This is a genomic window from Streptomyces sp. NL15-2K (assembly GCF_030551255.1).
GTDB lineage: Bacteria > Actinomycetota > Actinomycetes > Streptomycetales > Streptomycetaceae > Streptomyces.
Map to the genome: position 1 here is coordinate 8,403,865 of NZ_CP130630.1, position 14,752 is coordinate 8,418,616.

A 14,752-nucleotide genomic window follows, 5' to 3' on the forward strand; every position below is an offset into this window, starting at 1 on the left:
CCGCCTGCCGCGCGACGCCAGGCACGCTCCCCCACTGCCTTAAAGGCGTGGGAGGTGCCCCCACTCGCCGCACCGGGCGCAGGCCCACGTACAACCAGTACGAGGGCCTGCGCCCGGCACGCCGAGAGCACGCACCTACAGCAACACAAGCCGCTACCGCGGCGGGCGCGCGGCCCGCCCTTCGGGCGGACGACGGGAATTTGACGACAGGGCCTAGACACACCGCGAGACACCCTCATCGACCAGGCCGGGCGAGGCAGGCCGCGGCCGTACCGACGTGTGCCCTCCGGGCCCCGGAATTCCGGCGGCCCGGGCCACACCTGTCGATCTGCGACACTGGTACGGCCATGCCTAAGCCCGGAGAACTCACATTCGTCGCCCCCCGCGGAGCCAAGAAGCCGCCGCGGCACCTTGCCGACCTCACCCCCGGTGAGCGCAAGGAAGCCGTCGCCGAGATCGGCGAGAAGCCGTTTCGTGCCAAGCAGCTCTCGCAGCACTATTTCGCGCGGTACGCGCACGATCCGCAGGAGTGGACCGACATTCCGGCCGGCTCGCGCGGTCGGCTTCAGGAGGCGCTGCTTCCCGAGCTCATGACCGTCGTGCGGCATCTGTCGACCGACGAGGACACCACCCGCAAGACGCTGTGGCGGCTCTTCGACGGGACGCTCGTGGAGTCGGTGCTGATGCGCTACCCGGACCGGGTGACCATGTGCATCAGTTCCCAGGCGGGGTGCGGGATGAATTGCCCGTTCTGTGCGACGGGGCAGGCGGGTCTGGACCGGAACCTGTCCACCGCCGAGATCGTGCACCAGATCGTGGACGGGATGCGGGCCCTGAGGGACGGGGAATTCGGGGGGTCTGGGGGGTCGTCCCCCGGGAATGGAAACAGTCCGGGAGGGCCGTCGCGGCTCAGCAACATCGTGTTCATGGGCATGGGCGAGCCGCTCGCCAACTACAACCGGGTGGTCGGGGCCATCCGTAGGCTCACCGACCCCGAGCCGGACGGCCTCGGGCTGTCCCAGCGTGGGATCACCGTCTCGACGGTCGGTCTCGTTCCGGCGATCCACCGGTTCGCCGACGAGGGCTTCAAATGCCGGCTCGCCATCTCGCTGCACGCCCCCGACGACGAACTGCGCGACACCCTCGTCCCCGTGAACACGCGGTGGAAGGTGCGCGAGGTGCTCGACGCCGGATTCGAGTACGTCGAGAAGTCCGGGCGCCGGCTGTCCATCGAGTACGCGCTGATCCGGGACATCAACGACCAGGCGTGGCGCGGTGACCGGCTCGGGCGGCTGCTCAAGGGCAGGCCGGTGCACGTCAACCTGATCCCGCTGAACCCGACCCCGGGGTCGAAGTGGACCGCCTCCCGCCCCGAGGACGAGAAAGCGTTCGTGGAGGCCATCGCCGCCCATGGTGTGCCGGTCACGATCCGGGACACCCGTGGACAGGAGATCGACGGGGCGTGTGGTCAGCTCGCCGCGACCGAGCGGTAGTGTGACCCGCGTAAGTACATCTTCATATTCCGACAGGGGAGCGCCACAGCGCTGAGAGTGCGGCACCGGCCGCAGACCCTCTGAACCTCGCCCAGGTCATTCTGGGTAGGAAGTTCGGTCATCACTCGAGCTGTTGCGCCCTGCCCGGGAACCTTCGGATTCTCCGAGGTTCCCGGGCAGGGCCGCGTCTCTTCCTGGTCAACCCCAGGAGGAATTCAGTGAGCATCACCAAAAAGGCCACGGTGCTGGTCGTCGGGCTGGGCATGGTCGGGCTGGCCGCCTGCGGGTCGTCGTCCGACTCCGGCAGCTCCGACTCCAAGACCGTGACCCTCGTCAGCCACGACTCGTGGGCCGTGTCGAAGAACGTCCTCGCGGACTTCGAGAAGCGGTCCGGGTACAAGGTCAAGGTCCTCAAGGACGGCGACGCCGGGCAGGCCGTCAACAAGGCCATCCTCACCAAGGACAACCCGCAGGGCGACGTCTTCTTCGGCGTCGACAACACCCTGCTGTCGCGGGCGCTCGACAACGGGCTCTTCCAGTCGTACGAGGCGAAGGGCTCCGACCAGGTCCTGCCCGAGTACCGGGTCGACCAGGACAAGCACCGGGTCACGCCGATCGACACCGGCGACATCTGCGTCAACTACGACAAGGCGTACTTCAGCAAGCACAAGCTGACCCCGCCGACCTCCTTCGACGACCTGATCAAGCCCGAGTACAAGAACCTGCTCGTCACGGAGAACGCCTCCACCTCCTCGCCGGGGCTCGGGTTCCTGCTCGGAACCGCCGCAAAGTACGGCGACGACGGCTGGCCGGACTACTGGAAGAAGCTGAAGGCCAACGGCGTGAAGGTCGTCGACGGCTGGGAGCAGGCCTACAACGAGGAGTTCTCCGGCTCCTCCACCGGCAAGAAGACCGGCGCCGACCGGCCGCTCGTCGTCTCCTACGCCTCCTCGCCGCCCGCCGAGGTGATCTACGCCGACCCGAAGCCGACGACCGCGCCCACGGGTGTCGCGACCGGCACCTGCTTCCGGCAGGTCGAGTACGCGGGCCTGCTGAGCAACGCCGCGAACGCCAAGGGCGGCAAGGCGCTCCTCGACTTCCTGCTCACCAAGGAGTTCCAGGACGACATGCCGCTGAACATGTTCGTCTACCCGGTGCGCCAGGGCGCCCAGGTGCCGGCCGAGTTCACGAAGTACGGGCCGCAGGCCAAGGATCCTCAGACCATGGACCCGGCCGAGATCGCCGAGAACCGTGACCAGTGGGTCAAGTCGTGGACCTCGCTCGTACTGAAGTAGCCCCGCGCAAGGGCCCCGGGAAGAGCACGGCGGCGCGGCTCGGCCTCATGGCCGTGCCCGTCGCGTTCTTCGCGGCCTTCTTCGCCTACCCCGTCGCCGCGATCGTCGCGCGCGGTCTGCGGGTCGACGGGGCGTGGCAGTTCGCGCGTCTGTGGGATGTGCTCGGGCAGTCCGACATCCGGCACGTCCTGTGGTTCACCACCTGGCAGGCGCTCGCCTCCACCGCCCTGACGCTGCTGGTCGCGCTGCCCGGCGCGTATGTCTTCGCCCGCTTCGACTTCCCCGGCAAGCAGATCCTGCGGGCCGTGGTGACGGTCCCCTTCGTGCTGCCGACCGTCGTCGTCGGTACGGCGTTCCTGGCCCTCGTCGGCCGCGGCGGGCTGCTGGACGAGCTGTGGGGCGTACGGCTCGACACGACGGTGTGGGCGATCCTGCTCGCGCACGTCTTCTTCAACTACGCGGTGGTCGTACGGACGGTCGGCGGGCTCTGGGCGCAGCTGGACCCGCGCCAGGAGGAGGCCGCGCGCATGCTCGGCGCGTCCCGTATGCGGGCCTGGCGGACGGTCACCCTGCCCGCGCTCGCGCCCGCCGTGGCCGCCGCCGCGCTCATGGTGTTCCTCTTCACCTTCACGTCCTTCGGTGTCGTGCAGATCCTCGGCGGGCCGACCTTCTCGACCCTCGAAGTGGAGATCTACCGGCAGACCTCCGAGATCTTCGACCTGTCCTCGGCCGCCGTGCTGACGCTGATCCAGTTCGTCGCGGTGGGCGCGATCCTCGCCGTGCACGCGTGGACCGTACGGCGGCGGGAGAGCGCCCTGCGCCTGGTGGACGCGTCCGTGACGTCGCGCCGGCCGCGCGGGACCGGGCAGTGGTTGCTGCTGGCCGGCGTCCTCGCCACCGTCGTCGTGCTGCTTCTGCTGCCGCTCGCCGTGCTGGTGCAGCGGTCCCTCGACGCGCCCGACTTCGGCTACTACCGGGCGCTGACCAGTGACGCCGGCGGGATCTTCCTTGTCCCGCCGATCGAGGCGATCGGCAATTCACTGCGGTACGCCGTCGCCGCCACCGTCATCGCCCTGGTGATCGGCGGTCTGGCCGCGGCAGCGTTGACGCGGCGGGACGCGGGCCGGTTCGTGCGCGGCTTCGACGCGCTGCTGATGCTGCCGCTCGGGGTGTCCGCGGTGACCGTCGGGTTCGGGTTCCTGATCGCCCTCGACGAGCCGCCGCTGGACCTCAGGGCCTCCTGGATCCTGGTGCCGCTCGCGCAGGCGCTGGTCGGGGTCCCCTTCGTCGTACGGACCATGCTGCCCGTACTGCGGGCGGTGGACCAGCGGCTGCGGGAGGCGGCGGCGGTGCTCGGGGCATCGCCTTGGCGGGTGTGGCGCGAGGTCGATCTGCCGATGGTGCGGCGGGCGCTGCTGATCGCGGCGGGGTTCGCGTTCGCCGTGTCGCTGGGGGAGTTCGGGGCGACGGTGTTCATCGCGCGGCCCGACAATCCGACGCTGCCGGTCGCCGTGGCGCGGCTGCTGGGACGGGCGGGCGAACTCAACTACGGCCAGGCGATGGCCCTTTCCACGATTCTGATGGTGGTGTGCGCGGTGGCGCTGCTGGTGCTGGAGCGGCTGCGCACCGACCGGACCGGGGAGTTCTAGATGCTGCTGAGCCTTGAGGACGCGACGGTACGGTTCGGCGGGTGGGCCGCGCTGGACGGGGTCGCGCTCGATGTCGCCGAGCACGAGGTGGTGTGCGTGCTGGGGCCCAGTGGCAGCGGCAAGTCGACGCTGCTGCGGGCGGTGGCCGGGCTGCAACCCCTGGATGCCGGGCGGGTGTTGCTCGACGGGCGCGACCAGGCGGGCGTGCCCGCACACAAGCGGGGGGTCGGGCTGATGTTCCAGGACCATCAGCTGTTTCCGCAGCGGGACGTGGGTGGGAACGTGGCGTTCGGGCTGCGGATGCACGCGGTGCCGAAGATCCAACAGGACGAGCGCGTACGGGAGTTGCTGGAACTGGTCGGGCTTCCGGGTGCCGGACGCCGAGCCGTCGCCGCGCTCTCCGGCGGTGAGCAGCAGCGGGTGGCGCTGGCCCGGGCCCTCGCGCCCCGGCCGTGGCTGCTGATGCTCGACGAGCCGCTCGGGCAACTGGACCGCTCGCTGCGGGAACGGCTGGTCGTCGAACTCCGGGAGCTCTTCGGCCGGTTGGGCACCACCGTGCTCGCCGTGACGCACGACCAGGGCGAGGCCTTCGCGCTCGCCGACCGGGTCGTGGTCATGCGGGACGGGCGGATCGCCCAGTCAGGTACCCCCCTTGAGGTCTGGCAGCGGCCGGCGGACGAGTTCGTGGCCCGGTTCCTCGGCTTCGAGAACGTGGTCGAGGGGACGGTCGCCGGGGAGGCCGCGGACACGCCGTGGGGCAAGGTGCCGGTCCCCGCGGGGGCCGCGCAGGGGGTGCGTCGCGTGCTGGTGCGGCCCGCGGGGGTACGGCTCGTGGGCGCGGAGGAGGGGCTGCGCTGTGCGGTGGCCGCGCGGACCTTCAAGGGCACCCATGTCGCCGTACACCTTCAGCCGGAGGACGCGCCTCGGCTGGAGGCGGCGTGTGCGCTGCGGGAGGCGCCGGAGGTGGGGGACGTGGTGGGGGTGGAGTTCGACGGGGACGAAATCGTCGTGCTCGGGTGATCCGGGGGCGCATAGGGTGCGGGCATGACGCTGCTCTCACATGATCGCTACTGCGCCGAGATCGCCGACCAGGTCGGCCGGTTGAGGGCCGTCGTGACGTCCGGGGCCGATCTGTCCGCCACCGTGCCGACCTGCCCGGACTGGTCGCTGGAACAGCTCGTACGGCATACGGGCGGCGCCCTGCGTTAAGCCGGGCCGCAACCGTTGGTTTTGTGGTGCCCGGCACTTTGGCTGGGCTCGGGTGGGTTTCGCTCGCCCGCGCTGGCGGGGTGCCGCTCTCTGTGGGTCGGGAGCCGCCCCAGCGGCACGACTGCCCGCAGCTGCGCGAGATTCACCATCGCCTGCCGCCGGGCTGCCCTACGAGGTCGCGCCGGAGGTGGCCGCCGATGCGATCGACGAGTGGCTGCGGATCGTGGAGTTCTCTCAGCGGACCATGCCGGACGACGCGGCCGTCGAGCTGCGCGGGCCCGGGCGCAGCATCCATCTGCACGCCACCGACGGCACCCCCGAGCTGAACGCCGAGCGAAGCGAGATGGGGGTCCCCCCGCCCGAAGGGTGGGGGAGGTTCGTCGAGCTCACCGAGGGCGTCCTCGCCTGGCGGCGCGGTCATGAGAAGGCGACCGTCGCCCTGCGGGGCCCGCTCACCGCCGTACTGCTCGCCTTCTACCGTCGACTGCCGCTGGACAGCCCGGAGGTGGAGGTGCTCGGCGAGCGTGAGCTGCTGGAGTTCTGGCTGGAGCGGGCGACCTTCGGGTGAGCGACGGTGGCCCGCCCCCTGAGCGGGGACGGGCCTGATGTGCGGAGCGGGCGTCAGCGGTTGCCGCTCGACCCGCGACGGCGCATGCCGTAGAACACGGCGCCGCCGCCGATCGCGACCAGGACGACCGCGATGCCGGCGATGATGCCGGTGTTGGAGGAACCCGTCTCGGCGAGGTTGGAGTCACCGGCCGCCGGGGAGGGCACGTTGCTCGGGGTGGCCGCCGCGGGCGTGGTGCTCTCGCTCTTCGAGGGCGTCGGGGTCGGCGTGCCGGGCTCCTCGGCCGCCGGGGGCGAGGTGGTGTCCGACGGCGTCGGGGTGGGTGTCGGCGTCGGGGTCGGCTTCTCGTCCGCCTTGCAGGCCGTCGCAGGGGTGCTCAGGTTCGGCTCGATGTCCTCGTCGACGTAGCCCGCGGCCTTGACGTGGACGCGGTACTCGGCGTTCGGCTTCCAGTTCTCCTTGAAGGTGACGGTGACGCCTGCACTCGAGCCCTCGACCACCTGTTCGCCGACCTTCTTCACATCGGCGCCGTTGTTCTCGAGGTACACGGAGACGGTTGCCGGAACACCGGTGGGGTCCACGTCGGTGACGGTGATGACGCCCTTGTTGCCGTCGCACTTCGCTTCGGCGGAGAAGTCGTTGATGGTGCAGGCGAGCGCGGTGCCGGCGGCGCCGAGCGCGAGCGCGGCCGAGGCGGAGGCGACACCGAGGATGCGCACGGAACGTGCGACGGTACGGCGAGTTATGGACACGTTTGTCCTTTACGGTTACGCAACTGCGGGGGGTGGATGGGGTGGTGATGTGGCATCAGCATCCCCACGAGTCTCACAGGTCTATAAGCGCTGCATAAGGAGTGTCAACGCAAACGGGGGCTGCGAGCGTCGGCTTTGCCGTCTTATTAACGACCGAGACGTTTCAAAGCCTCGGGAGCCTCCTCGATCCGGTCAACGAGGGCGATACGCGACTCCATCGACCGCTCCCGCGCGAGCGCCCGGAGCAGGGGCCAGGTGGGGAGCTTCTCCGTCCAGTGGGCGCGGTCGACCAGGACCATCGGCGTGGGCTCGCCCCGCGACTCGTAGTAGTTCGGCGTCGCGTTGTCGAAGATCTCCTGTACGGTGCCGGCGGCTCCCGGCAGGAACACCACACCCGCGGTGGAGCGGGCCAGCAGGCCGTCCTCGCGGGTGGCGTTGGCGAAGTACTTGGCGATGTGCGACGCGAAGGCGTTCGGCGGCTCGTGGCCGTAGAACCAGGTGGGGATGCCGACGGAGGGGCCGCCCCTCGGCCAGCGGGTCCGCACCTCGAAGGCGGCCCTCGCCCACTCGGTGATCGAGGGCGTGAACTTCGGCGACTTGGCCAGGAGTCGGAGCGACTCGGCCAGCATCTCGTCGTCGAACGGGGCCGCGTACGCGCCGAGGTTCGCCGCCTCCATCGCGCCCGGCCCGCCGCCGGTGGCCACCGTGAACCCGGCGCGGGCCAGTTCCCGGCCGAGGCGCGCGGCACCGGCGTACGCCTCCGTGCCACGGGCCATCGCGTGGCCGCCCATCACGCCCACCACCCGGGCGCCGACGAGGAGTTCGTCGAGGGCGTCGGAGACGGAGTCGTCGTGGATCGCGCGCAGCATCGAGGCGAAGATGTCGCCGTCGGCCTTGGTCCGCTGGAACCAGGCGTACGCGCGGGCGTCAGGTGTGGCTTCGTAGCCGTCCGCCAGGAACTCGAAGAGCTCGTCGGGCGAGTAGACCAGGCCCCGGTACGGGTCGAAGGGCAGGTCGGGGACGGGCGGGAAGACCATGGCGCCGTCCGCGCGGATCTTGGCGGCCGCGTCCTGACGCATGGAGCAGCCGAGAAAGACGGCGCCGGCCGTGTCCGTGGTGAGCAACTCCCGCGTACGGTCCGTCAGATCGACGGCCTGGACACGGAATCCGGCGAGCGTGCCGCGAGCCGAGACGGTCGCGTCGAACTCCTCGAGGGTCTCGATCTCACGGTCGCTGTGGTGGGCCGCATGGGCGGGCATCGTCTGCACCCGCCCATGCTAGGCACAGCACAGCGGGGCTCAGCCCTCGACGGCCGACGCGTCCATCCAGACGACCTCCCAGGTGTGGCCGTCCGGGTCGTCGAAGGAGCGGCCGTACATGAAGCCGTGGTCCTGCGTCTCCCCCGCAAGGGAGCCCCCCGCCGCGAGCGCCTTCTCGACCAGTTCGTCGACCTTCTCGCGGCTCTCGGCGCTCAGCGCCAGCAGCACTTCGCTGCTCTTCTTCGCGTCCACGAGCTCCTTCTTCGTGAACTCGGCGTAGCGCTCCTTGGTGTGCACCATCGCGACGATCGTGTCGCTGATCACGACGGAGGCGGTGTTCTCGTCGCTGAACTGCGCGTTGATCGTGTAGCCGAGCTCCGTGAAGAACTTCTTCGAGGCGTCGAGGTCGTTCACGGCCAGGTTCACGAAGATCATCTGCTGGTACGCGGTCATTGTGGTCTCTCCCATCGGGTGCCGTGCTGTTCGGTGGGGTAGACCGGGCACCTCGCCGGAACTCATCGGCCGTCGGAGATTTTCTTCTTACGAGTTTTCCGCACGGGTTCTCAGCGGGCCAGCGGGAGTGCCGCAAGCTCGGCGACGATCAGCGTGAGCGGGCCGAACAGGGTCAGCAGCGCGCTCGCGCGGAGGGCGGCGGCGCTGCGCAGCATCGTCGTGGGGGCGCCGAGCCGGACCAGTGCGGCCGTGGTGTCGGCGCGGGTGTGCTTGGCCTCCACGGCGGCGGTGAGGAGCGTGGCGACCGTGCAGCCGGTGACCAGGAGCAGGCCGAGGGTGGTGAGCGGGCCGAACGACGGTCCGTCCGTGTCGTACAGCGCGGTCATGGCGTACGTCCCCGACGCCACCGCGCAGACGACGCCGAGGGGGCGGCCGATGCGGGTGGCTTCCGCCATGAGGATCCGGCCGGCGAGGAGGCGGAGGGCGCCGGGGCGGGCGGTCTGGAGGAGGCGGCCGCAGAGGTGGGTGAGACCGGGGCCGGCGAGGGCCAGGCCGAGGGCGGTGAGGGCCCAGCCGACGAGGACGGAAGGGGCTCCGCCCAGGCCGCCGGGCATGGTGGGGTTGGTGACGTGCTCGGTGCGGCCGGCGTATGCCCCTACGGCCAGGCCCGCGGTGAGGACGGCGATGCCCCAGGGGAGGCCTCGGGGGGCTTCCCGGGGTGGTTGGGGGAGGACGCTGGGGTTCAGGTCGGCGGTGTCGTCGTCCGGGGTGGCGGCTGTGGGGTCGGTCGCGCGATCCGGCTCCTGCGGGGTGCCGTCTTTCCCATGAACGGGCGCTTCATGAACGGGCGCTTCATGAACGGGCGCCTCATGAACGGGCGCTTCATGAACGGGTGCCGTATCAGCGGCACGACTGCCGGCGGCCTGACGGCGGCGGCTGTCCGTGGTGGGGCGTCGGCGTGCGCCGAAGCGGCCGTAGGCTCCGAATGTCTCGCGCATCCCCGACATGCCGTACGCGCCGAAGCGGCCGTACGACCGGATCCCGGCGCGTGCCGGTGCCGTCGGCCTGTCGTCCCTCGGCCTCAGTGCCACCCCCACCGCCAGCGACGCGATCGTCGGTACCAGCGTCAGCAGGGTCAGGGCCGCCGGCAGCGGCAAGGACTCCTCCGCTGCCAGGAAGTCCGCTGCCGCGCCGTCGAACGGCATGCCCGTCAGGTCTCCGCGGAGGTGGAGGAAGACCAGCAGCGCCAGCATCGAGCCGAGCGTGCAGGACAGGGCCGTCGTCGTCGCCGAGACGGCCATCAGGCGGGCCGGGCCGAGACCGATCGCCGAGAGGCCGGAGCGGGTCTTGGCCGCCGGGTCGGTGCGGGCGACCGCCACGGCGAAGTGGACCGTCGCGGCCAGCGGGGTCGCGCACCAGGCCAGGCGCAGGAGGGAGGCGTCGGCGGAGTCCGGGTGGCTCAGGGCGTAGCCGAGGGTGCACAGGAGGAGGAAGCCCGTGCCGGCGGATGCCGCCACCACCATCAGGCGGCGGAGCTGGACGGCCGGGCGGGCGCTGCGGGTCACGCGGAGAGCGAGCACGTGGCCCGGCCTTCCGTCTCGGTGACCGGGGGCAGGTGAAGGGTCTTCACACGCCGTCCGTCCAGCAGGGACACCGTCCGGTCGGCGTGGGCCGCCGTGTCCGCGTCGTGGGTGGCCAACACCACCGTGATGCCGTGGGAGCGGGCCGCCGTGGTGAGGGTGCGCAGCACCTGGACGCGGTCCTCGCGGTACAGGGGGGCCGTCGGTTCGTCGGCGAACAGCACCGTGGGGGCCGGGGCCAGAGCCCGCGCGACGCACACGCGCTGGCGTTCCGCCTGGCGCAGTTCGTGCGGACGTCTGCGGGTGCTGTCGCCGATGTCCAGGCGCTCCAGCCACTCCATGGCGGCCGTCTTGGCGCGGCGGCGGCTGGTGCCCCGCAGCATCAGGGGGAGGGCCGCGTTCTCCCAGACGTTCAGCTCGGGGACGAGGGTGGGGACCGGGTCGATCCAGCCGAAGCGGTCGCGGCGCAGGCGCTCGCGGGCCATCAGCCCCATGGTGTGCACGGGCGCGCTGTTGAACCAGATCTCGCCGCGATGTGCCGGGACCAGACCGGACAGGCACCGCAGCAGGGTCGTCTTGCCGCTGCCGCGCGGGCCGCCGACGGCGAGGATCTCTCCCTCACGGACGCCGAGCGAGACACCGGCCAGCCCGGGGGAGCCGTCGCGGTGGGTGAAGTGCAGTGACCGTGCCCAGAGCACGTCGTTGTCCGGCGGGGCCTCCATGGGCGTACACCTCGTTCAGATCCGTAATTCCCTTTGCCAATCCCCCGTGCGGGGGAACGAAGGCAGGGGCGATCGGTTACAGGGCACGCTAAGGATCCGGGGCGGGAACGCCGGACAGCACGCGGCCCGGGACGCACCCATCTCACTCGTACGGGGGCATCCCGGGCCGCGGAATCGCCGGAGGCTACAGCTTCGTCCACGCCTCCGTGAGCGTCGCGCGCAGGATCTGCTCGATCTCGTCGAACGTGTCCTGGTTGGAGATCAGCGGCGGCGCCAGCTGGACGACCGGGTCGCCGCGGTCGTCGGCACGGCAGTACAGGCCGTTGTCGAAGAGGGCCTTGGAGAGGAAGCCGTAGAGGATCCGCTCCGTCTCCTCCGCGTCGAAGGACTCCTTCGTCGCCTTGTCCTTCACCAGCTCGATGCCGTAGAAGAAGCCGTTGCCGCGCACGTCGCCCACGATCGGCAGGTCGTGCAGCTTCTCCAGGGTGGCGCGGAACGCGCCCTCGTTGTCGAGCACGTGCTGGTTGAGGCCCTCGCGCTCGAACAGGTCGAGGTTCGCCACGCCCACGGCCGCGGAGACCGGGTGACCGCCGAAGGTGTAGCCGTGCAGGAAGGTGTTGTCGCCCTTGTAGAACGGCTCGGCGAGGCGGTCCGAGATGACGCACGCGCCTATCGGGGAGTAGCCCGAGGTCATGCCCTTGGCGCAGGTGATCATGTCCGGGACGTAGCCGAACTTGTCGCAGGCGAACATCGTGCCCAGGCGGCCGAACGCGCAGATGACCTCGTCCGACACCAGCAGCACGTCGTACTGGTCGCAGATCTCGCGCACTCGCCGGAAGTAGCCGGGCGGGGGCGGGAAGCAGCCGCCGGCGTTCTGCACCGGCTCCAGGAAGACCGCGGCGACCGTCTCCGGCCCCTCCATCAGGATCTGCTGCTCGATCTGCTCGGCGGCCCAGCGGCCGAAGGCCTCCGGGTCGTCACCGAACAGGGGCGCCCGGTAGATGTTCGTGTTCGGGACCTTGTGCGCACCCGGCACCAGCGGCTCGAAGGGGGCCTTCAGGCCCGGCAGGCCGGTGATGGACAGGGCGCCCTGCGGGGTGCCGTGGTAGGCGACCGCGCGGGAGATCACCTTGTACTTGGTGGGCTTGCCGACCAGCTTGAAGTACTGCTTGGCGAGTTTCCAGGCGGTCTCGACCGCCTCGCCGCCGCCGGTGGTGAAGAAGACCTTGTTGAGGTCGCCCGGCGCGTACTGCGCGAGGCGCTCCGCCAGCTCCACGGCCTTCGGGTGGGCGTAGGACCACACCGGGAAGAACGCCAGCTCCTGCGCCTGCTTGGACGCGGTCTCGGCCAGCTCCGTGCGGCCGTGACCGGCCTGGACCACGAACAGACCCGCGAGACCGTCGAGGTAGCGCTTGCCCTTGTCGTCGTAGATGTAGGTGCCCTCGCCGCGGACGATGGTGGGGACGGGCGAGTGCTCGTACGAGGACATGCGGGTGAAGTGCATCCACAGGTGGTCGTACGCGGTCCGGCTGAGGTCCTTGGGGCTGTCGCTGCTCACGGTTATCGGGTTCCCCACATGTAGGTCTGCTTCTTGAGCTTGAGGTAGACGAAGCTCTCGGTGGAGCGCACTCCGGGGATGGCGCGCATGCGTTTGTTGATGACGTCCAGGAGGTGGTCGTCGTCCTCGCAGACGATCTCCACCATCAGGTCGAAGGAGCCCGCGGTCATCACCACGTACTCGCATTCGGACATGGCGCTCAGCGCGTCGGCCACGGACTCCGCGTCGCCCTCGACGTTGACGCCGACCATCGCCTGGCGGCGGAAGCCCACGGTGAGCGGGTCCGTGACGGCGACGATCTGCATCACGCCCTGGTCGAGCAGCTTCTGGACGCGCTGGCGCACGGCCGCCTCGGACAGGCCGACGGCCTTGCCGATGGCGGCGTACGGCCGGCGGCCGTCCTCCTGGAGCTGCTCGATGATGGCGAGGGAGACGGCATCCAGGTGCGGGGTGCCGTTCCTGGACTCGCGGGAGTCCCGGGAGTCCCTGGGGTCTGCGCTTCGACTGGCCACGACGTCACTGTGCACGACGTCTCGACAATTTCGCAAGGCTCCATCGATGAAATTCGTTGTTTACGTGAGTGAGACCTGCGGATTTCGCAGCGTTGGCGCGATCGGGGCTGTTGAAAACGTGGGACGGCCGACTAGGGTGGGTGTCTCAAGGAATGGACAGTTCGACCTGACAGGAGGCCGGCAGTGAGCGAGCTTCGTCGTCTGCGCAACTACATCGACGGTGAGTTCCGGGACGCCGCCGACGGACGGACCACCGAGGTGGTCAACCCCGCGACGGGCGAGGCGTACGCGACCGCGCCGCTGTCCGGGCAGGCGGACGTCGACGCCGCGATGGCGGCCGCCGCCGCGGCCTTCCCCGGCTGGCGCGACACCACCCCCGCCGAGCGCCAGAAGGCCCTCCTGAAGATCGCGGACGCGTTCGAGGAGCGCGCCGAGGAGCTCATCGCGGCCGAGGTGGAGAACACGGGCAAGCCGGTCGGGCTGACCCGCTCCGAGGAGATCCCGCCGATGGTCGACCAGATCCGCTTCTTCGCGGGCGCGGCCCGGATGCTGGAGGGGCGCAGCGCCGGCGAGTACATGGAGGGGCTCACCTCGATCGTCCGCCGCGAGCCGGTCGGCGTCTGCGCGCAGGTCGCGCCGTGGAACTACCCGATGATGATGGCCGTGTGGAAGTTCGCCCCGGCGATCGCGGCGGGCAACACGGTCGTGCTGAAGCCGTCCGACACCACCCCCGCCTCCACCGTCCTCATCGCGGACATCCTCGGCTCGATCCTCCCCAAGGGCGTCTTCAACGTCCTGTGCGGCGACCGCGAGACCGGCCGCCTGATGGTCGAGCACCCGACCCCGGCGATGGCCTCCATCACCGGCTCCGTCCGGGCCGGCATGCAGGTCGCCGAGGCCGCGTCCAAGGACGTCAAGCGGGTCCACCTGGAGCTGGGCGGCAAGGCGCCGGTCGTCGTCTTCGAGGACACCGACATCGCCAAGGCCGTCGAGGACATCTCGGTCGCGGGCTTCTTCAACGCCGGCCAGGACTGTACGGCCGCCTGCCGCGTCCTCGTCCACGAGGCCATCCACGACGAGTTCGTCTCCGCGCTCGCCAAGGCCGCCGCCGACACCAAGACCGGCCGGCCGGACGACGAGGACGTGCTCTACGGCCCCCTCAACAACCCCAACCAGCTCGCGCAGGTCGAGGGCTTCATCAACCGCCTGCCCGCCCACGCGCGCGTGGAGACCGGCGGCAAGCGCGTGGGTGAGCAGGGGTACTTCTTCGCCCCGACCGTCGTCTCCGGCGTCAAGCAGGACGACGAGATCATCCAGAAGGAGGTCTTCGGGCCGGTCATCACCGTCCAGTCCTTCTCCGACGAGGACCAAGCCGTGCTGTGGGCCAACGGCGTCGAGTACGCCCTCGCCTCCTCGGTGTGGACCAAGGACCACTCCCGCGCGATGCGGATGTCGAAGAAGCTCGACTTCGGCTGCGTGTGGATCAACACCCACATCCCGCTGGTCGCCGAGATGCCGCACGGCGGCTTCAAGAAGTCCGGCTACGGCAAGGACCTGTCGGCGTACGGCTTCGACGACTACACGCGGATCAAGCACGTGATGACGTCGCTGGACGCGTGAGCCTCCGGCGGTCCGACGGACACGGGCGCGGCCCCGGACGGGAAGTTCCGTCCGGGGCCGCGGTGTTCCCCCTCCGAGGTCG

General features: G+C 70.3%; 12 protein-coding genes, 1 pseudogene and 1 riboswitch. Of the genes and pseudogenes, 6 read left to right on the plus strand and 7 right to left on the minus strand.

The window, feature by feature from the left end:
- The first annotated feature begins 347 nt into the window (after positions 1–347).
- The 5 genes and pseudogenes from rlmN (at position 348) to Q4V64_RS55480 (ending at position 6,214) form a co-directional block, all read left to right on the plus strand.
- On the plus strand, positions 348–1,493 hold the full coding sequence (gene rlmN, locus Q4V64_RS37875; RefSeq protein ID WP_124438917.1) for a 23S rRNA (adenine(2503)-C(2))-methyltransferase RlmN: 1,146 nt from the start codon (positions 348–350) through the stop codon (positions 1,491–1,493).
- A gap of 24 nt (positions 1,494–1,517) precedes the next feature.
- Positions 1,518–1,623: riboswitch (TPP riboswitch) on the plus strand.
- A gap of 88 nt (positions 1,624–1,711) precedes the next feature.
- Positions 1,712–2,788, plus strand: a complete 1,077-nt coding sequence (locus Q4V64_RS37880) for a thiamine ABC transporter substrate-binding protein (RefSeq protein ID WP_124438916.1) — start codon at positions 1,712–1,714, stop codon at positions 2,786–2,788.
- Positions 2,764–4,437, plus strand: coding sequence for an iron ABC transporter permease (locus Q4V64_RS37885; RefSeq protein ID WP_124438915.1), 1,674 nt, complete (start codon positions 2,764–2,766; stop codon positions 4,435–4,437). The genes Q4V64_RS37880 and Q4V64_RS37885 overlap by 25 nt, the downstream gene beginning before the upstream one ends.
- Positions 4,438–5,457, plus strand: coding sequence for an ABC transporter ATP-binding protein (locus tag Q4V64_RS37890; protein ID WP_124438914.1), 1,020 nt, complete (start codon positions 4,438–4,440; stop codon positions 5,455–5,457).
- A gap of 24 nt (positions 5,458–5,481) precedes the next feature.
- Positions 5,482–6,214 (plus strand): annotated as a pseudogene (locus tag Q4V64_RS55480) (maleylpyruvate isomerase N-terminal domain-containing protein).
- Positions 6,215–6,267: 53 nt separating this feature from the next.
- Here the strand turns inward: Q4V64_RS55480 and Q4V64_RS37905 are convergent.
- The 7 genes from Q4V64_RS37905 to Q4V64_RS37935 form a co-directional block, all read right to left on the minus strand.
- Complete coding sequence (locus tag Q4V64_RS37905; RefSeq protein WP_124438913.1) at positions 6,268–6,933, minus strand: LAETG motif-containing sortase-dependent surface protein; 666 nt, start codon at positions 6,931–6,933, stop codon at positions 6,268–6,270.
- Between the two features lie 179 nt (positions 6,934–7,112).
- Positions 7,113–8,234, minus strand: coding sequence for an LOG family protein (locus Q4V64_RS37910; RefSeq protein WP_124438912.1), 1,122 nt, complete (start codon positions 8,232–8,234; stop codon positions 7,113–7,115).
- A 30-nt stretch (positions 8,235–8,264) separates the two neighbouring features.
- Entirely contained in the window at positions 8,265–8,678 is a 414-nt protein-coding gene (locus tag Q4V64_RS37915; protein WP_124438911.1) for a VOC family protein, read from the minus strand.
- A gap of 110 nt (positions 8,679–8,788) precedes the next feature.
- Positions 8,789–10,258: a hypothetical protein gene (locus Q4V64_RS37920; protein WP_124438910.1), complete on the minus strand. Its 1,470-nt coding sequence runs from the start codon at positions 10,256–10,258 to the stop codon at positions 8,789–8,791.
- Positions 10,240–10,980, minus strand: coding sequence for an ATP-binding cassette domain-containing protein (locus Q4V64_RS37925; RefSeq protein ID WP_124438909.1), 741 nt, complete (start codon positions 10,978–10,980; stop codon positions 10,240–10,242). The genes Q4V64_RS37920 and Q4V64_RS37925 overlap by 19 nt, the downstream gene beginning before the upstream one ends.
- A 184-nt stretch (positions 10,981–11,164) precedes the next feature.
- Entirely contained in the window at positions 11,165–12,538 is a 1,374-nt protein-coding gene (locus tag Q4V64_RS37930; protein ID WP_124438908.1) for an aspartate aminotransferase family protein, read from the minus strand.
- A 2-nt stretch (positions 12,539–12,540) separates the two neighbouring features.
- Complete coding sequence (locus Q4V64_RS37935; RefSeq protein ID WP_124438907.1) at positions 12,541–13,065, minus strand: Lrp/AsnC family transcriptional regulator; 525 nt, start codon at positions 13,063–13,065, stop codon at positions 12,541–12,543.
- 168 nt (positions 13,066–13,233) lie between these two features.
- On the opposite strand from Q4V64_RS37935, the gene Q4V64_RS37940 reads away from it, so the two are divergent.
- A complete protein-coding gene (locus tag Q4V64_RS37940) occupies positions 13,234–14,670 on the plus strand; it encodes a gamma-aminobutyraldehyde dehydrogenase (protein ID WP_124438906.1) in 1,437 nt (478 codons plus the stop codon).
- Positions 14,671–14,752 lie beyond the last annotated feature (82 nt).